Below are 18907 nucleotides of genomic sequence, written 5' to 3' on the forward strand. Positions count from 1 at the left end.
CCCCCTATTCTGCAGCTGCGGTAACGCCCGCGTTCAGCCGATTTTTCATCCACTGATCCAGCGCAACGATCTCTGCACCGGTCAGCCGCAGTCCCAATTTACTGCGCCGCCACAACACATCATCGGCTGCGCGCGCATATTCCTTATCCATCAGCCAGCTGACCTCACGTGCGGTCAGAGTGGCTCCGAAATCCTGTCCCAAATCCTCGGCCGTTTCAGCCCCTTTCAGCATCAAACGTGCCTCGGTTCCGTAAGCCTTCACCAGGCGCCGCGCCCAGCGTTCGCTCAAAAAGGCGAACTCGGACCGCAGGTCCGCAATCAACGCATCCACCCCATCCACCGGGAAATCCCCTCCGGGCAGCGCCACTCCGGCGGTCCAAGGCGTGGCGGCCGTCGGGAAAACCGTTGCGATCTTGTCCATCGCGCTTTCGGCCAGACGCCGGTAGGTGGTGATCTTACCCCCAAAGACATTCAGCGCAGGCGCGCCCCGGCTTTGATCCAACTGTAACACATAATCCCGCGTCGCCGCCGTCGCGCTGCTGGCCCCGTCATCATAAAGAGGCCGCACGCCGGAATAGGTCCACACCACATCCTGATCCGAGATCGGATTGGCCAGATACTGATTGATAAAGTTGATCAGATAGGCCTGCTCTTCTGCGGTGCATTCCGGTTCCACACTGGCGTCCTGATGATCCGCATCGGTGGTTCCGATAAGGGTGAAATCCGTCTCATACGGGATAGCAAAGATAATGCGCCCGTCCGTGCCCTGCAGGAAGTAGCATTTATTGTGGTCAAACAACCGCTTGGTCACGATATGAGACCCACGCACCAAGCGCACGCCGCTGGTCACATTGCTGCGCAGCGTGCCGTGCAGAACATCGCCCACCCAGGGGCCGGCCGCATTGATCACCATGCCCGCGGTTACGGTCTTTTCTTCCCCTGTATTACTGTCCCGCAGGGTCACATGCCAGATGCCGTCCGCCACATCGGCCGAGACCACTTTGGTCCGTGGCATGATCTGCGCCCCGCGCGCCTCTGCATCGCGGGCATTCAAAACCACCAGCCGGGAATCTTCGATCCAACAGTCGGAATATTCATAGGCTTTGGCAAACTTCGGGTTCAGCCCGCGCCCCTCGGGGCCGGATGTCAGATCCACTTTGGACGTGCCCGGCAGGATCTCCCGTCCGCCCAGATTGTCATACAGAAACAGCCCCAGCCGGATCAGCCAGGCCGGTCTGCGCCCCTTCATCCAGGGCATCACGAGGCTCAGCAGTTTCGAGGTCGGCGTCGACGCGTCAAAGCGCATGCTCTTGTGATAGGGCAGCACAAACCGCATCGGCCACGAAATATGCGGCATCGCCCGAAGCAGCGTCTCCCGCTCGACCAGCGCCTCACGCACCAGGCGGAACTCAAAATACTCCAGATACCGTAGGCCACCGTGAAACAGCTTGGTCGACGCCGCAGAGGTGGCAGAGCCCATGTCATTCATCTCGGCCAGGCCAACCCGCAACCCACGCCCAGCGGCGTCACGCGCAATCCCGCACCCATTGATGCCCCCGCCGATCACCAGCAGGTCAAACGTCGTTGTCATGTGATCCTCCACAGTCCACCGCCTTCGGTGCCCTGGCAAAAACTGACAAAAAACGATCACAATTGGAAGGTAAAAATGTTCGTTTCTTTGCGTTTCCGAGTAATACCCTGAAAACGAAAAGAAAAAATCGCACCTGTTGCGCGGATCTGATCGGTTCACGTCCATTTTCGATTCGAAACACAGCGAACACAAAAATTTGCGCCGATGCGCGGTTTCGGTCTAAAACGGTTCAAGACCACAACCAGCAAAGGCAAGGCGGCATGGTTCAGACCCTCAGAAAACCCGAGATTATCAATATCGCCCGCCGCGAAGGAAAGGTGACCGTGGAAGGTCTGGTCGAACATTTCGGGGTCACCCCGCAGACCATCCGTCGCGACCTGACCGAACTGGCCGATGCCGGAGAGCTGGAGCGCGTCCACGGCGGTGCCATCCTGCCCTCGACCACCGCCAATATCGGCTATAGCGAACGGCGCGATCTGAACCTTGCGGCCAAGGTCGACATCGCCCGCGAATGCGTGAAACACATCCCCAACGACTGCTCTTTGTTTCTGAACATCGGCACCACAACAGAGGCCGTCGCAGCAGAGCTTCTCAATCACGTGGGGCTTCTGGTGATCACCAACAACGTCAATATTGCCACGATCCTGTCCGCCAACCCCGAGATCCAGGTGGTGGTCACTGGCGGCAATCTGCGTCGCTCCGATGGTGGGCTGATTGGCGAACTGGCGCGCAACACAATTGCCCAATTCCGATTTGACTATGCGGTGATCGGCTGCTCGGCGCTCAATCCGCAGGGCGACATCATGGATTACGACATTCAGGAGGTCGGCGTCAGCAAGGCGATCATCACCCACAGCGATCATGTGATCCTGGCTGCCGATGTTTCCAAATACGACCGCAAGGCCCCGGTGCGGATCGGGTCATTGGCAGATGTGGACATGTTCATTACCAACGGCCCCCTGCCCGAAACCTCTGTCGCCCATTGCAATGCCGGCAACACCCGTGTGATCACCGTCACCTGATGGCCCCGTTGCGCCCCCACCGTACGCCCCGCTTGCCGACTGTTAAGCCCGACGCGGTAGGCTCTTTCCCGTCCGGACAGACACGCCCATGGCCTGGCACGCCCTGGGCACACACCACAGGAGATACGGGGACCGCACCGCCCACAACCCAGCTTTTGGCCGGGTCACCTTTTGACCGGGATTAAAGCCCCCGCGACCAGGTGAAGGGCGATGCAACCACCCAGAGGACTCTGACCGCGGGGATTTCCCCGCCCCGGCCCTCCGCCCCCGGCGGCCGCCACCCTTCTTTTGCCAGACCACCTGCCCGCAGCCTTCAGAACCGACACACAGGACGCACGACAGGCAGATGTCAGGACAGGCGGATGTCAGGACACAGCATCAAATTGTGAAGCCCGCAGCCACCACAAACGGTTGATCGGGCACCGACCTGCGCCCTAAGCTCTGGCTATTGGTCTCACCGGAGCGCGCGCCCTTTCATGATGTTTATTGCCGACAATCAGTTACCCCTGATTGCCTTGTTCTTTCTTCTGGGCTGCGGCGGCACCGCCTTCCTGTTTCGCAAACCTGCAGGCCACCGCGCCTGGCGCATTGCCGACCTTGTCTGGGTGGTGCTTGGCGGCTTTGGGGCGATTGCAGCCGTGATTGCCGGGATCTACGCCGAGGATTCTTCGCGCATCGGTCGCCAGATCGACATCGCTTATGCGGCCACTGATGCGTTTGACCGCGATGCCGCCCGCTTCCGGCTCAGGTTCTGCGATCCCGCCTATGATTCCGACACAGCCGTTCTGTGCGACAAGGTCGAATTCCTCTCGGCCTCCACCGCGGGCAATGCCGAGTTGCCGCTGTTTCTCTCTGTCACCCGCGAAGTGGCACCGCTGCAAGGCTTGCACATCTTTGGCCCCGCCCCCCCAATGGAGGAAATGGCGGACAAAAAAGCTCAGGCCGACGCCTTTGACCCTACACCGTTTCTGGTCTTTACCGCGCTGGATGACACCACCCAAACCGCAGTCGACAACATGCGCCGCAAGGTGCCCGCCATTGCCGGGGACTACCTGATTATTGCGCGCGCCTATGATGATCTGATCGCTCAGGTCGCGCAGTTGAAAACCGAATGGGAGATCCTGCAGGCCAACGCACATATCCTTCTGCTGCAGATCATTGCTCTCTGTCTTGTCAGCTTTGCCGCGCCCTTTCGCCTTGGCAAATCGCTGGTCGAACTGGCCCCCAAAAGGAACAATCCCCATGCGCCCCTTTGACGAAATCTATGATATTGCCGCCAACCGCCAGGGCAGCGCAGAGGCTTTGGAAACCCGCTTGGCCGAAGGCCCGCGCGGCCCAGCCCCCGGAATCACGGATCTGCCAGAGGACCGCTGGCTGGCCACCATGACCCGGTGCATCTTTCAGGCCGGTTTTCAGTGGAAAGTCATTCAGGCCAAATGGGATGGCTTCGAGGAGGCCTTCCAAGGATTTGATATCGGGCGCAATTCCATGATGAACGATGAAGAATTCGACGCCCTTATTCAGGACAGCCGCATTGTGCGCAACGGGGCCAAGATCCAGGCCGTGCGCGACAACGCAGCCTTTCTGCTGGAGCTGCGCGAGGACGGCGGCGCTGGCAAGGTTCTGGGCGGATGGCCCTCAACGGATTACATCGGCCTTCTTGAGATGCTCAAGAAACGCGGCAGCCGCCTGGGTGGGGCCACGGGCCAATACGCCATGCGCTTTGCCGGGCGCGACGCCTTTATCCTCAGCCAGGATGTGACTGCGCGACTGGTGGCCGAAGGGGTGATCGACAAACCCGCAACCTCAAAGGGGGCGCTGAAAAAGGTGCAGGAGGCGTTTAACACATGGGGCGAACAATCGGGGCGCAGCCTGACCGAGATGAGCCGCATCCTGGCCATGAGCATCTGATCCCATGATACGCTACGCCATTTTCCTGCTGATGATCCTTGCCAGCTGTGGCCGCCCGCTCACCCCGGATGAGCGCGCCTTTCTAAGCGACATCCACGGGGAGGCGCTGGATCTGGATCGTATGCGACTGGTCCAGGGCGCGCCGGTCCTTCCGGTCAAGGTCTACCGCCAAACCCGTCCCCGTGTGGCCTGCCGCGAACGCATCCTGCCCCCTGCCAAACCCGGCGTGGTGCGCGCCCGTCCGGCGGCCATCGCTTTGTTCAATCGGGTTTTTCTGACCAAGGACTGGTATGAGCCAAACTACATGCCTCGCTTTCCCGATCGCCTGTATCTGGTCGAGGCAATGCTGATCGCCCATGAGGCAACCCATGTCTGGCAATGGCAAAACCGCGCGGTGACCGGCTATCATCCGCTGCGCGCGGCCTCTGAACATGGCGGGGCCGAGGATCCCTATCTCTTTGATCTGGCCGAAGAGCGCCGTTTTCTGGATTACGGGTTTGAACAACAGGGCGCTATTGTCGAAGAATACGTCTGCTGTCGCGCGCTCAACCCCCAAGGGGCGCGGACCAAACGCATCCATGCGATGCTGGGCGCTGCAATGCCCATCGCCCCTCTTCCGAAATCGCGGGAACATGAAGTGGTTCTGCCGTGGAAAGGCGCACAGCTTTCGGGGGTATGCGGTTGATTCCGCAACGCAACGGCACAGGCCAAAACACCTTGCCCACCACAGTTTTGCGCGCAACTGTGCCTGCGTGGATCTGCCATTTTACTCGTTCATGATTTACTCCGGAGCCCTTTGATGACCCATTACGCCCTGATCATGCTGACTGCCGGCATAGGTATCCCCGTCCTGGCCGCATTAAACGCCGCCTTGGGCCGCTTTATCGGATCTCCCACGGTGGCAGCGGTGGTGCTGTTCTCGGTAGCCCTGGCCTCCAGCGTTCTGATTATGGTGGTGTTTTCCGGTGCACAAGCCGTGAGCAAAATATCTGAAGCCCCCCGCCACCTTCTGCTGGGCGGAGCGCTGATTGCGTTCTATGTGCTGACCATCACCCATATCGCGCCACATTTCGGCGTCGGAAATGCGGTGTTTTTTGTTTTGTTGGGGCAGTTGATTTCGGCAGCAGCAATTGATCACTTTGGCCTGTTTGGCGCCCAGATTGAACCGCTGGGCTGGCTGCGCGCAAGCGGGATCGCAGTGATGGCGCTTGGTGTCTGGATCACCCAACTGGCCTAAAGGCGTGACGACAGACCTGCGCCAAAGGCGCAGGCGCGCGCTTGGGCAGCTTTGCTGCCCAAGCGCGCGCGGGTCCGCCCACAAATGTGGACGGAGGGCCTAACGGCCCGGTTCCCGCGGCCACCCTATCTCTCATCAGCCGGCGACCAACCGCCCCTCTTCCAACCGCAAAATACGATCCATCCGCGCGGCCAGGTCCAGGTTATGGGTCGCAATCAAAGCAGCCATTCCACTGCCACGCACCAGCGCGATAAGCGCCTCAAACACCTGATCCGAGGTCCCCGGATCCAGATTACCCGTCGGCTCATCCGCCAGCAAAAGCCTAGGCGCATTGGCCAGCGCGCGACAGAAAGCAACCCGCTGCTGCTCTCCGCCAGAAAGCGCTGCAGGGCGATGCGCGCCGCGATGGTCCAGACCCACAAGCGCCAACAGATGTGCGGCGCGCGCACGGGCCTCGCGATCACTCACCCCATTGGCAAGCTGCGGCAGTACGATATTCTCCTCTGCCGTAAACTCAGGCAGCAAGTGATGGAACTGATAGATAAAACCAACCTCGCGACGGCGCAGCCCGGTGCGTTTGCCGTCCCCCTTGGACTGGGGCACCGCCTCACCACCGATATAAACCTCACCCTGATCGGCCGCGTCCAGCAGTCCTGCAATATGCAACAGCGTCGACTTCCCCGATCCAGACGGGGCCACCAGCGCCACCAGCTCGCCTGCTTTCAGCTCAAGATCCACCCCGCGCAGAACCTCAACCGCATTGGGCTGACCGGCGTTATAGGTCTTTGTGATCCCTTGTAGGGACAGCATCACATCGTCACTCATAGCGCAGCGCCTCCACTGGGTTCAGCCGCGCCGCGCGGCGGGCGGGGAAAATGGTCACAACAAAGGACAAGCCCAGCGACAGGGTCACGGCCTTGAGCACATCTTCCAAATGCAGTTCTGCCGGCAGGGCATAAATCCCACGGATCGAGGGATCCCAGACCCCGCCCCCCATGAGGTAATTCACAAAGGAAAAGATCGGATCAATATAGATCGCAAACAGACATCCAAGGATCACCCCCAACGCCGTGCCGATCACACCCGTAAAGGCGCCGCAGATAAAAAACACCCGCAAGACCGACCCCTCGCTGAGGCCAATCGTGCGTAGGATCCCGATGTCACGGCCCTTGTTCTTCACCAGCATAATCAGGCCTGAGACGATGTTCATCGTCGCAATCAACACAAGGATCGACAGGATGATGAACATCACATTGTCCTCAACCTCCAAGGCGCGCAGGAACCCACCGGAGGCGTCCCGCCAGGTCCAGACCCCGGTTTGCCCGCCTACAGCGCGCAACAGAGGCAGCGCCATCTGGTCGACCGCTTCGGGATCCTCGACCATGACCTCGATTTCATCCGCGACACCTTCGCGGTTAAAATAGCTCTGCGCCTCCTCAAAGGGCATATAGACCCGCGTGCGGTCAATGTCATAGCGACCGGCAGTAAAGATATAGACCACCTCGTAGGCATTCACCCGCGGAGAGGTGCCAAAGGCGGTTTTCACCCCATTGGGAGAGATCAGCTTGATCCGCTCTCCAACGGTGACCCCCAGTTCACGTGCCACACCGGACCCAATGGCGATACCGTCGTCAAAGCGCGCCAGATCACCTATCGCCTGTTCGCTGCCGGCAACACCCGGAACATCGGACAGGTCTTCGCCTGTGATCCCAAAGACCTGCACCCCTGCATTGCGGTCCGCGCGGGAGGCCATCACCTGCCCCTTGATCAGCGGAGCCGCGCGGATGACACCGGGCACCTCACCCAGGCGCTCTGCCATGGCATCATAGTCCTTGAGCGTGCGATCAACGCGACCGTTCTGATCCACCACCCCATGCGTGTAGATCGACACATGCGCATTGGCACCCAGAATGGTGCCCACAAATTCCGAGCGAAAGCCCGAGCGCACCGCCAACGTGGCAATCAGCGCAAAGACCGCAAGGGTGATCCCGATCAAAGAGATCCAGGTCATCACACTGACGCCCCCTTCGGTGCGCCGCGCGCGGAGGTATCGCCAGGCGATCATCCATTCAAATTTGGAAAACGGCGGGGGGGTCTTGGCCATGTCTGCTCCGGTTGTTTTTACGCTTATTTTCCGCCCTGAAAGCTCGCGCGAACCCTAGGTAGGACAGCCCACAGGGTCAAGCAGATCACCAGACCTGCCCCGCCTCTGATCGGCGCTGCTTTGCCGGATCACCTGCGCCCTCACGCGCGGAACACCAACGGTCACAGTCGCGCGAGGCGTAGTCTATTGACTGGTCGTGGCAACGGCCACGCTGGTAGCGCGTCAGGACAAACTTTTATTCTGGAGGACTTATGCAGCCGGTTCTTATCATTGCCACCTTTACCGCTATCCTGCTGGCAAGCCTTTACGTGGCACCGCGACGCGTCACCGAACGGAGCTTTTTTGGCGGCGCCGGAACAGACGGGCGCGCGCCGGGGCTGTGGACGCTGGTGCTCAGCCAGGTGACCACATGGATCTTTGCCCGCTCTTTGATGAATGCCGCTATCCTGGGGTACTACTATGGCAGCGCGGGAGTTCTGGCCTATGCGGCCTATTACGGATCATTCCTCACCGGGGGGTATGTGGTGGCGCGCCTGCGCGCGCGCGGCGCAGGATCCGTTCAGGACTGGCTTGCAATGCAGTTTGGCAGCTTTGGCACCCATTGTTACAATCTGGTGATTGCGCTGCGCCTTCTGTCCGAGGTCTTTGCCAACCTGATTGTTGTCGGGCTCATCTTTGCGGCGATCCTGCCGGATCTGTCTGCGTGGGAGAACACCGTGATGATCGCCGTCGGCGCCCTGGCGCTGGCCTATTCCCTGTGGGGCGGCCTGAGTGCCGCGCTGCGTACAGACGTGATGCAAATGGGCCTGTTTCTGGTGGTCTTTGGCGCAGCCTTTCTGGCGCTGATCTTCAGTCCCGGATTTGACCTGGCCGCAACAGTAACGGCCACCGGAACCGCCGGTGCCTATAATGGCTGGGTTCTGCTGTTGGTCGCATGCCTTCAGGTCTTTTCATATCCCGTGCATGATCCGGTGATGATGGATCGCGGCTTTGTGGCCGATGAGGCCACCACAAAGAAGAGCTTTGTACACGCGTTCTGGATTTCCTCCCTCTGCATTCTGGCCTTTGGCGCTTTTGGCATCCAGGCCGCCCTGCAAGGCGCCGCCTATGAGGGCCAGCTGATTGGCACCTGGGCGCAGATGCTGCCGGGCTGGGTTTTTGCCGCGCTTATGGTCTCCTTGCTGGTGTCGGCCCTGTCGACGTTGGATTCCGCTCTGTCCTCAGCCGCACGTCTGGTGGTGGAAGAGCTGCGTCTGGCTCCGCGCTCGCTCACCGGTGGGCGGCTGGCGATGACGGCTTTTGCGGTTTTGGGAGCCGCCCTGACCCTATGGGGCAATCAAAGCCTGTTTGACGCGGTTGCGGTCTCTGGCACGGCGTCGATGTTTCTGACACCGGTCTTGGTTATCGGTTTGCTGATGAACCGGCGCATTGCACCTTGGGCATATGGGGTGAGTTTTGCCTCCGCGCTGACCGGGGCTGCTGCCTATTTCCTGCGCGGGCATGAGACCGTCGCCCCGCTGCTTTATGAGGGACATAAATACGAGCAGCTTTTGCAAATCTGTGTACTGGTTCTGGCGGTCGGATTTGGCGCGGTTCTTACAGGGTCCACCGCGCGTGACAGACGTGCGGAACAGGCGGTGGAGGGCTAAGCCCCCAACGCCCTCCCGGCGGGACATCGTGTCCTGACCTTTCATGCGCGTCGCACGGATCCCCGCTGCGGCGCGTTTTGCATCTGCGGTATCGGACACACCCCAATGAATCGGCTGCGCCCTTGGGAGACCAATCAAACAATTAAAGAGACGGCCGCTTCACCTCACTACACGATGGTGTTTCCGGCCCAGATTTTTCTTAATTTCAAATGAACACACAGGCCAATTTGCACATTATAATTGACAAATAAGTCATTATTATTGTTAACGATTACTGATCACATCTTAATTCACGATACTGTTGTGCGCATGTGAACAACTGTGACCCCCGCAGCCCTATTTCGATTATCATTTTGAACGCATGGTCGGCCTCGGACATAACCCCAAGGAGAACCCTTATGACCGACATTCGCATTGCAGTTCAAAACACCTCCCCCACTGGCGGTACGTTCCTGACCCCGTTCTGGTTCGCAGCCCATGACGAAGGTTTCGACGTCTTCAACCTTGGCGAAGCCTCCTCAGCCGGTCTGGAAGCGCTGGCCGAAGACGGTAACTTTGCCCCGATCAACGCGGAAGTGACCGCCTTTGACGCGGATGCAACCACTGGCGCGGTTCTGGGTGCCAACGGCCCGATCGCAACAGCCGAACGCGCGGCCACAACCCTGACCATCGACGGCACCCAGAACGCCTATATCTCGCTGGCGGCAATGATCCTGCCGTCAAACGACGCCTTTGTGGGAACCGAAGAGGCCATCAAACTCTTTGACGAGGAAGGCAATTTCACCGGTGTCAAGAATATCACCTTTGAAGGTTCGGACGTTCTGGATGCGGGCACCGAGGAAAACACCGAACTGGACGCGGCCTTTATCAATCAGTCTGGGCCAAACACCGGCGAGGACGAGAATGGCGTTGTAACCGCGCATGAAGGCTTCCTGCCCGAAGGCGAAGGCACGATCCTGGGGGGCACAAACGCAGCCGGTGCTTTTATTGATCCCGAGGTCGCCGACTTTACCCAAGAAGGCGCTGGCATCGCGCAGGTTCACATCAACGAATATGTTGCAACGGACCTGGGCAATGGCAACGATCTGTTCCAGGGCAGCCGCGTGGACGATATCGTCGATGGTGGCGCAGGCCATGATGTGATCTTTGGCCGGGCGGGCTGGGATGTGATCGACGGCGGCGACGGCAATGATGTGATCTTTGGCGGCGCGGGTTGGGATCACCTGACCGGCGGAAGCGGCGCAGACAAGCTCTATGGCAACCAGGGGCGCGACATTCTGGAAGGCGGCGACGGCGTTGACTTCCTGTTCGGAGGCAACGGCAATGACGTGCTGGATGGTGGTGCGGGCCGCGACTATCTGCGTGGTGGCCGTGGCGAAGATACATTTGTTTTTGCCGACGGCTATGGCCGTGACAGGGTGCGCGGTTTCAATCTGGAAGATGACGTTATCGCGCTGAACATCGAAGGGGTCGAGAGCTTTGAGGATCTGGCTGACTTTGCCCGCGACTTTAGCAACCGGACCGTGCTGAACTTTGGCGATGGCGACGCGCTGGTGCTGCGTGGTGTATCTTTTGATGAGCTGACCGAAGATCACTTCTTCTTTGCATAAGGTGGCGCAGACCAAATCCTGTGTCTTGTGACACGGTGCCCGGCGACACTCTCGCCGGGCGTTCTAGTCTGGGGGGCCTAGAAACTGAGTACCCGGACAGAGTGTCGGTTTCCTGACTTGGGCGCGCCCTGAAGATCTGTCATGAAAGAGACATGACGCAATCTGCCCCAGCACCCGAAGTTCACTTTCGCCGGTCCCGCGCCACCGATGCAGGGGTCATTTTGGACATCACCCGCGCCGCGGTCCGCAAGCTTGCGCCAGTGCCCTATTCGCCAGAGGTGGTTCAGAGTTGGACGGCCAACCGTACTGCCGCATATTACCGGGCGCCTTGTGCGTCAGGAAAGATCTGGATAGCCGAATTCCGAGGCCGCCCTGTGGGGTATGGTCAGGGACGCCCCGGTGAAATCCTGCGTCTGTTTGTGGATGGCGATGTCGCGGGTCTGGGTATTGGTCGTGGATTAATGGAACGCGCGATGGCCCAGACGGTGACGGCTGATACGCGCCGCGTCCGAATTGTAGCCACGCTAAGCGCCGTGCCTTTTTATCAGAAATGGGGCTTCACTGAAGTCGGCCGCGGTACCTTTCCGAGACGCGAAGGCCTTCCGGTTATCGAAATCACCCACATGGAAAAGATTGTTTCTGCAGCCACCGTCGGAGGTCAAGGCGGCTAAAGAAACAACCCAAAGCACTCCCGCCCCCTGCCCCTGCCCTCTGCTGACGCAGAGACCCGGTTCAGGCGTTGGGCTTGGCACCGGGCCTCTGGCCCGGTGCCAAGCCCAAGGGGCCCAGGGGATTTCAAATCCACGCAGGTCGCGCGGGAGACGTCTGACTCGCAAAAGGTGTCACAATATACGCAGTTGACGATCAACATTGATTGTGGGCGACAATTCTGCGGGGCACTGCCCCAAGCTCAAGATATCTTGAAACAGCTGCGCCAGCTCGGGTAGCCGTGGGCCAAAGCGTTCGGCCAGGGCAGCAGCCCGGGCGATCTCGCGCCGCATAAGGTCGCGATGCAGCCCGTCCTCTTCCTGTCGTATAGAGCAGAATTCCTGCAGCTCCCATCCATCACACCAAACCGTGACACATGAATGGAGTGTCCACAGACCATCCAAAGCCAGCCCCCCGCTGAGGGGATAACCGGCATCCTGTGCTGTCATCGGCGAAATCGGCTCAAGACAGGCGCTGTTTATGCTGGGAGTGGTCGCCAGAAACCAATCCTCAAGCGCAGCCAAACAGATCATGTCCGCTTTCTGTGGCGGATCACCTCCCGGCAGCCCTTCCAAAACATAGGAGCAGACCGCTGCGGACGGGCCGCGAAATCGGTCCCTAGCCCTCCGTCTGTCAAATGCGAATCCGTCTGGCGCACCACCGCAGAAAATCATATGAAAGAGACACGGCAGAAACTTGCGCCGCGCAGTTTCATTGGATTGGTCGATCCACCACAGCCACGGCAACGCGGCATAAGTCATCGGATAGAGGCTGTCCGAATAATGTCGTTTTTTTCCCAGAACAGCTCCCCTTCATACAGTGGCAGTGGGTCTTGCAGGTGGGACCACGATTAAATGGGCCTTTGCTTCCCTTGTTACTTAGCCAATGTCTGATCAAGGAAATCGATCACCGGCTGCACCTCCGCGTCAAAGGCATCGCCTCCATGGCCACCGCCCAGAACCGCACGCAGCTGGATTTGTGTGTCCCCCATCAACGGCATCATGGCCTCATAAAGACGTTCGGTCTGTAAAGGCGAAACCACAAAATCCGCTGTTCCATGCACCAGAAGAGTCGGCGGCAGTGCCGGATCTTCGGGGAGCTTCGACAATTGGAACAACGGGCTGGCGGCATCTGCGAGCGCCTTGTGACTGGGCACCGGCTGACCGATCAGCTGGCTTTCCGGCGTTGGCTCTTTTGCCAGGTTTCCCCGGTCCTCCACCGTATCCGCAGCGCGGTCCGGGATCAGGTTAAAAAGATCCGAGGGCGCATACCACGAAACCAGCGCCTTTACCGGTGTTGCGGGATCACCGGCCTGATCAAAAGCCGCCCACAAGGCCAGATGCGCCCCGGAAGACTGTCCCCAGATGGCAACCCGTTCGGCATCATATCCATAGTCCGGGCCATGGGCGCGCAAAAAGCCCAAAGCGGCTTGCATATCTTCGCGCTGCGTCGGCCATATCGCCTCATCGCTGAAGGTGTAATTCACAGCCGCAATGGCATAGCCCGCTTCTGTCAGAGCATTCACCCGGTTGTGCAGCTCAATCTGGGTCTTGTCGTTGCGAAACCACCGTCCGCCGTGCACGAACATCACCACGGGGGGATTTTCCACACCGTCTGGCAGGTAAAGATCCAACTGATTGCGCGCACGTTCGCCATAGGCAATATCGCGGATCACCTCTGCCTGTGCCGTTCCCGTAATCGACATTGCCAAGATCCCCGCGCTCAGAAGCAGCCCATGTGATACCATCATTTTGTCTCTCCTCCCCCTGCGGCAACGCTATGCCAACTCTGTATTGCGGTTCAACCTAAAGCGGTCAAAGCTCGCCCCCTTGGCAGGACTGCGCCCGCGCCTCCTGTTTACTTGCGAAGAGCATGTGCCAGACCTTGCCCGACCTCTACCGGGATCCGCAACAGCCGCACTGCCTGGCACAGAAACATCCGGCCTGGGACTGCGTGCTCTGGGGGGACAGAAAAGCCAATAGAGCTGGGCGCATTTTAAACATCCGAGAATTCTGGTGTGCGGAGGGCAGGTCACACGCTTTGAACAAATCGAGAAAAAGAAAAACCCCGCCCAATCTTCTTGAGCGGGGTTTTCCAGAACATGTCCAATAACTGGTCAGAACCCCTGCGGGCTCGGGTGGTTCTTGTAAATCTCGATGATCTTGGCCACTGCCGCATCGGGTGCCAGTTCTTCGCTTTCGCCAGAGCGGCGGGAGGTCAGCTCGACCACGCCGTTCTTGAGACCACGCGGACCAACGGTGATGCGCCAGGGCAGACCGATCAGATCCATGGTGGCAAACTTGCCACCTGCGCGTTCCTTACGGTCGTCATAAAGCGGATCCAGACCGGCTGCGGTCAAAGCCTTATACAGATCGTCACAGGCCGCATCCGCCGCCTCGTCGCCCTGTTTCAGGTTGACAATGCCACAGTGGAACGGGGTCACGCCCTCGGGCCAGATGATACCGCTGTCGTCGTGATTGGCTTCGATGATAGCGCCCAGCAGACGGGACACACCGATACCGTGGCTGCCCATATGGACAGGCTGCGGCTTGCCATCTGCGGTCTGCACGGTGGCCCCCATGCTCTCGGAATATTTGGTCCCGAAATAGAAGATCTGGCCGACCTCAATCCCGCGCGCCACGCGGCGGCGGTCTTCGGGGATCTCGTTGAACAGCGCCGCGTCATGGGTCTCATCGGTGCGGGCGTATTTGGTGGTGAACTCTTCCAGCACGCCCTGGCATTGTTCAACACTGTCATAGTCAATCTCACGATCACCAAAGGTCAGATCGGTCACCGCGCTGTCATAGAAGACCTCGCTCTCGCCGGTTTCGGCCAGCACCAGGAACTCATGGGTGTAATCGCCGCCGATCGGGCCGCCGTCCGCACGCATCGGGATCGCCTGCAGACCCATGCGTTCATAGGTGCGCAGATAGCTCACCAGATGGCGGTTATAGGCATGCAGCGCGTCTTCTTTGGTCAGGTCAAAGTTATACCCGTCCTTCATATAGAACTCGCGCCCCCGCATCACCCCGAACCGAGGGCGGATCTCGTCGCGGAACTTCCACTGCACTTGGTACAGGGTCAGCGGCAGATCTTTGTAGGAGTTCACATGGGCGCGGAAGATGTCGGTGATCATCTCCTCATTCGTCGGGCCAAACAGCATGTCACGATCATGACGGTCATTGATCCGCAGCATCTCCTGACCGTAGTCATCATAACGACCGGACTCTTTCCACAGCTCCGCCGGCTGCATGGTCGACATCAACAAGGGGATATGACCCGCGCGCATCTGTTCTTCGTGCACGATGCCTTCGATCTTTTTCAGCACCTTAAAGCCCAGCGGCAGCCAGGAATAGATCCCGGCCGAAGACTGTTTGATCATACCCGCGCGCAGCATCAGGCGATGGCTGACAATCTGGGCCTCGGAGGGGTTCTCTTTGAGAACCGGCAGGAAGTAACGGGACAGGCGCATCTGGGCTCCATCAACTGTGTCTTGAGGTTTGAAGAGTGGTTTAGAAGCCAATGCGCGGCGGGGCAAGGGCGGAGATGCACAGGACAGCATTGGCAGACACGACAGAACCACGCTAGGCTCGCCTCAAAGATGATCTGACGGGCAATGGAATTTGACACTGTGACTGACACCACAACTGAGGCCCAACAGGCTGAAGACTTTACGTTATCCTTGCCGATCCCCCAGGACATCGGTGAAGCCATCCTATTCACCCTGTTCTTTGTGGCGCTATGCGCAGGAATTTTTGCCGCCATACCATCGACAGAGAGGCAGGATGGCTCTCAATTCGACACGCAGCGTTTTATACGGATGCTGGCGATTGCCCTCTCCCCTGTTTGGATATTGATCGGCGGGTACATTCTGTGGAGCATGATCGCTTTGGCATGGACCAGAACGCCGACCTCCGGCACGGAGCTTCGCTGGCACATTCTGGCATTTCTGGGCCTTGTAACAGCGCTTGGGGCGACGGTGTCCGCCCCCCTTGCCTTGATCCGTGTCATCGCAACCGAACGCCAGACCCGCACCGCCGAACAGGGCCACATGACCGACCGGATTTCAAAGGCGGTTGAGCATCTGGGAACGGAGAAGACAGTAAAGACCGACGGCGTAGAGAAAACCGTGCCCAACATCGAGGTGCGCATCGGCGGGCTGTTGTCACTGGAACGGATCGCGCAGGATTCCACGCGGTATGACCAGGGCCGCGACCATGTGCGGGTGATGGAGATCATCTGCGCCTATATCCGGGAGAATGCGCCGACGAGCGAGGCCGTGGATTTTCCGCTGGCGGAGTGGGAGCCGCTGTCGGAGGACGCCAGCGAAGAAGAGCGGGAGGCACATATCGCGGCGCGGGAGGAGCGCTTTGGCGCCGAACTATGCGAACTATGGGACGAGCCCAAAGCACGAGAATGGGCTAGGATCCTCCCCCCGCCACGAGAAGACATTCAAACCGCGCTGAATGTTTTGAAACGCCGCACGCCCGACCAACGTAAGGTGGAGGCGAACTGGCCAAATGTTGGTCCTGCACCCCAAGGATGGGTCTTTGATGAAGCCTCATTCCAACGATTGAAGGATGTGCCGACGCAGACAGCGCTTACCAACGCGGAACTACACGTTTTCGACGCAGAACTCCGCGCTTGGAGATCGAAGATGAACGAATACACCGGCTATCGTTTAGATCTGCGCAAAACAAACCTGCAACGGGCGGACCTTTCAAACACGGGTTCAGATGCCGTATTTTCGGGCGCCTTGCTCACCGGCGCGCGGATGGAGAAGGCAGACCTCAGAGGGGCGCGGATGGAGGGGGCAGTCCTCCGCTTTGCGAGTATGAAAGGGGCAAACCTCATCGGGGCGCAATTTGACCAAGACACATCCTTCTATCGGGCCACTTTCCAATCCGCGAGCTGGAGTCATGTAGATCTGAGCGCCACCGACCTAACACAGGATCAGATCGATGCAAGTTTTGGCGATGGATCGGTCACTTTGCCAGACTGGCTGGACCGCCCCGCGCATTGGCCCGAGGACAAATTAGATTGGCTCGCCTATGATTACGCCTACAAAAACTGGCTGAAAACCCGCGTGCCCTGATCCCATCCCCAGAAAAACCCACTCTGTCCCCGGCTTATCCACGTTCGTCTGATTTGCGGGACTTGCAACCCCAGGCTTGGTCGGGGAGAAATGGCGCATCGGGTTTATGTGATTTCAGCCTCAAGGAGCCGCCATGGCCTTGCCTGCGAAGAAACAGTTTCAGTATTGGGGCATTGCCGCCCTTGTGTTTGCCATTGTCATGTGGGCGCTTGGGAATGTGTTGTTGCCCTTTATCCTTGGGGCGGCGATTGCCTATATGATTGATCCCGTCGCCGACCGTCTGGAGGCCTGGGGCATGTCGCGCACCGGCGCGACCGCCACCATTACCATCGGCGCGGTGATTATGTTCCTTGTGATGCTGATCGTTGTCCTGCCCAGTCTGATCGGGCAGATGATTGATCTGGTGCGTGTCCTGCCCGAGGCCTTTGGCAATCTGCGCGAATTTGCGCAGGAGCATTTCCCGCAGGTGTTTGACCAGGAAAGCCGCATGCACCAGTTGCTGACCTCCCTGGGCGCGACGTTGAAAGACAAATCCATGGTGATCCTGGAATCCGCGCTTGGCTCGGCGGTGTCTCTGATCAACCTTCTGGTCCTGTTGGTGATTGTACCGGTGGTGGCGGTCTATCTGCTGCTGGACTGGGACCGGATGATTGCCCGTATCGACGAGATGCTGCCGCGCGATCACGCGCCGGTCATTCGCAAGCTGGCGGGCGATATTGATGCGGTCATTGCCTCCTTCATTCGTGGCATGGGCACGGTCTGCCTGATCCTTGGCACCTATTACGCGGTGGCGCTGATGGTGGTGGGGCTGAACTTTGGACTGGCGGTGGGCTTTGTTGCCGGTCTGGTGACCTTTATCCCCTATCTGGGCTCACTGATTGGCGGCGCGCTGGCCATCGGCCTGGCCTTGTTTCAGTACTGGGGCACAATCGAGGTGGTGAATGGCGACACCGTGACCTATGCCACCGACTGGGTGCGGATTGGGATTGTTGCGGCGATTTTTGTGGCCGGCCAGATTGTCGAAGGCAACTTCCTGACCCCGAAACTGGTTGGCAACTCTGTCGGCCTGCACCCGGTCTGGCTGCTGTTGGCCTTGTCGGTGTTTGGGGCGCTGTTCGGCTTTGTCGGCATGTTGGTTGCGGTGCCGATTGCGGCGGCATTGGGGGTTCTGGCCCGGTTCCTGGTGGAGCAATATCTGGACAGTCGCCTGTATCGCGGTCTGACCATCCATGAACGTCTGGCCGAAGAAGCCGTTGAAGCGGCGGCAGAAGATGAGACCTGAATGGCCGAACAGCTAAGCTTTGATCTGCCCAGCAAACCCGCGCTGGAGCGGGAGGATTTCTTTGTTGCGCCTTCAAATGCAATGGCCGTGGCACTGTTGGACCCCGCCTTTCACTGGCCCAGCGGAAAGATGGTGCTGACCGGACCCAAAGGTGCAGGCAAAACCCATCTGGCCCATGTGTGGGCGCGTCAGTCCGGAGCCTGGATTATCCCGGCCCATGCCCTGCCCTATGAGGATATCGCGACGCTGTCCGAGGGGCCTGTGGTGGTGGAAGATGTCCCGGATGTGGCGTTGGACCCCGAGGCGCAGGAGGCGCTGTTTCACCTGCATAATCTGGTGCTCGCGGCGGGGCATCCCTTGATGATGACCGGTCGTCCGGCGCCGAACCTGTGGGCGCTGTCCCTGCCCGATCTGCAAAGCCGGGTGCAGGCCGCCACCCATGCAGAGTTACAACCGCCCGACGATGCGCTGTTGGCTGTGGTTTTGGCAAAACTGTTCAACGATCGCCAGATTGCGCCCAAACCGGATGTCATCCCCTATCTGGTGGCCCATATGGACCGAACCTTCGAAGCCGCCGCGCATATTGTGGAGCGGCTGGACCAATTGTCACTGACGGAAAAGCGCAGCCTGTCGCGCCCGCTGGCCATCCGGGCTTTGACGGATTTGGATCAGGGTCAATGCGCCACCAATTAATGGAA

General features: G+C 59.3%; 17 protein-coding genes. 11 read left to right on the forward strand and 6 right to left on the reverse strand.

Annotated features, from left to right (window positions below; all coding sequences use genetic code 11):
- Positions 1-4: 4 nt before the first annotated feature.
- Positions 5-1591, reverse strand: coding sequence for a glycerol-3-phosphate dehydrogenase (gene glpD, locus ACXAEW_RS17985; RefSeq protein ID WP_474942642.1), 1587 nt, complete (start codon positions 1589-1591; stop codon positions 5-7).
- A gap of 260 nt (positions 1592-1851) precedes the next feature.
- Here glpD and ACXAEW_RS17990 point away from each other — a divergent pair, with 260 nt between their 5' ends.
- The 5 genes from ACXAEW_RS17990 to ACXAEW_RS18010 all read left to right on the forward strand — a co-directional run bounded on the left by ACXAEW_RS17990 (position 1852) and on the right by ACXAEW_RS18010 (position 5761).
- Positions 1852-2613 carry a DeoR/GlpR family DNA-binding transcription regulator gene (locus ACXAEW_RS17990; protein WP_474942643.1) on the forward strand — a complete coding sequence of 254 codons (762 nt, stop codon included), beginning with the start codon at positions 1852-1854 and terminating at the stop codon, positions 2611-2613.
- 476 nt (positions 2614-3089) lie between these two features.
- Positions 3090-3869: a hypothetical protein gene (locus ACXAEW_RS17995; RefSeq protein ID WP_474942644.1), complete on the forward strand. Its 780-nt coding sequence runs from the start codon at positions 3090-3092 to the stop codon at positions 3867-3869.
- Positions 3856-4524: a DNA-3-methyladenine glycosylase I gene (locus ACXAEW_RS18000; protein ID WP_474942645.1), complete on the forward strand. Its 669-nt coding sequence runs from the start codon at positions 3856-3858 to the stop codon at positions 4522-4524. The genes ACXAEW_RS17995 and ACXAEW_RS18000 overlap by 14 nt, the downstream gene beginning before the upstream one ends.
- A 4-nt stretch (positions 4525-4528) precedes the next feature.
- Positions 4529-5209: a hypothetical protein gene (locus tag ACXAEW_RS18005; RefSeq protein WP_474942646.1), complete on the forward strand. Its 681-nt coding sequence runs from the start codon at positions 4529-4531 to the stop codon at positions 5207-5209.
- A gap of 114 nt (positions 5210-5323) precedes the next feature.
- A complete protein-coding gene (locus tag ACXAEW_RS18010) occupies positions 5324-5761 on the forward strand; it encodes a DMT family transporter (RefSeq protein ID WP_474942647.1) in 438 nt (145 codons plus the stop codon).
- 135 nt (positions 5762-5896) lie between these two features.
- On the opposite strand, the gene ACXAEW_RS18015 is transcribed toward ACXAEW_RS18010, so the two are convergent.
- Positions 5897-6586: an ABC transporter ATP-binding protein gene (locus ACXAEW_RS18015; protein ID WP_474942648.1), complete on the reverse strand. Its 690-nt coding sequence runs from the start codon at positions 6584-6586 to the stop codon at positions 5897-5899.
- Positions 6579-7865: a lipoprotein-releasing ABC transporter permease subunit gene (locus ACXAEW_RS18020; protein WP_474942649.1), complete on the reverse strand. Its 1287-nt coding sequence runs from the start codon at positions 7863-7865 to the stop codon at positions 6579-6581. Before ACXAEW_RS18020 ends, ACXAEW_RS18015 begins: the two co-directional genes overlap by 8 nt.
- A 251-nt stretch (positions 7866-8116) precedes the next feature.
- Between ACXAEW_RS18020 and ACXAEW_RS18025 the strand changes: the two genes are divergently transcribed.
- The 3 genes from ACXAEW_RS18025 to ACXAEW_RS18035 all read left to right on the forward strand — a co-directional run bounded on the left by ACXAEW_RS18025 (position 8117) and on the right by ACXAEW_RS18035 (position 11795).
- Positions 8117-9514 (forward strand): SLC5/6 family protein, encoded by a 1398-nt coding sequence (locus ACXAEW_RS18025; protein ID WP_474942650.1) that lies wholly within the window; start codon positions 8117-8119, stop codon positions 9512-9514.
- 398 nt (positions 9515-9912) lie between these two features.
- On the forward strand, positions 9913-11124 hold the full coding sequence (locus ACXAEW_RS18030; protein WP_474942651.1) for a spondin domain-containing protein: 1212 nt from the start codon (positions 9913-9915) through the stop codon (positions 11122-11124).
- 152 nt (positions 11125-11276) lie between these two features.
- Positions 11277-11795, forward strand: coding sequence for a GNAT family N-acetyltransferase (locus ACXAEW_RS18035; protein WP_474942652.1), 519 nt, complete (start codon positions 11277-11279; stop codon positions 11793-11795).
- Positions 11796-11966: 171 nt separating this feature from the next.
- Here the strand turns inward: ACXAEW_RS18035 and ACXAEW_RS18040 are convergent, their stop codons facing one another.
- The 3 genes from ACXAEW_RS18040 to proS form a co-directional block, all read right to left on the reverse strand.
- Positions 11967-12365, reverse strand: a complete 399-nt coding sequence (locus ACXAEW_RS18040) for a hypothetical protein (protein ID WP_474942653.1) — start codon at positions 12363-12365, stop codon at positions 11967-11969.
- Between the two features lie 341 nt (positions 12366-12706).
- Complete coding sequence (locus ACXAEW_RS18045; RefSeq protein ID WP_474942654.1) at positions 12707-13582, reverse strand: alpha/beta hydrolase fold domain-containing protein; 876 nt, start codon at positions 13580-13582, stop codon at positions 12707-12709.
- A 366-nt stretch (positions 13583-13948) separates the two neighbouring features.
- The gene (gene proS / locus ACXAEW_RS18050; protein WP_474942655.1) at positions 13949-15304 is read right to left on the reverse strand and encodes a proline--tRNA ligase; all 1356 of its coding nucleotides are present in this window, start codon (positions 15302-15304) and stop codon (positions 13949-13951) included.
- 144 nt (positions 15305-15448) lie between these two features.
- Here proS and ACXAEW_RS18055 point away from each other — a divergent pair, with 144 nt between their 5' ends.
- From ACXAEW_RS18055 to ACXAEW_RS18065, 3 genes are all read left to right on the forward strand, one after another.
- The gene (locus ACXAEW_RS18055; RefSeq protein ID WP_474942656.1) at positions 15449-16927 is read left to right on the forward strand and encodes a pentapeptide repeat-containing protein; all 1479 of its coding nucleotides are present in this window, start codon (positions 15449-15451) and stop codon (positions 16925-16927) included.
- A gap of 133 nt (positions 16928-17060) precedes the next feature.
- The gene (locus ACXAEW_RS18060; RefSeq protein ID WP_474942657.1) at positions 17061-18209 is read left to right on the forward strand and encodes an AI-2E family transporter; all 1149 of its coding nucleotides are present in this window, start codon (positions 17061-17063) and stop codon (positions 18207-18209) included.
- Positions 18210-18902 carry an HdaA/DnaA family protein gene (locus ACXAEW_RS18065; protein WP_474942658.1) on the forward strand — a complete coding sequence of 231 codons (693 nt, stop codon included), beginning with the start codon at positions 18210-18212 and terminating at the stop codon, positions 18900-18902.
- The last annotated feature ends 5 nt before the right edge of the window (positions 18903-18907 follow it).

The sequence above is a fragment of the Epibacterium sp. ABZ3_068 genome, assembly GCF_056159265.1.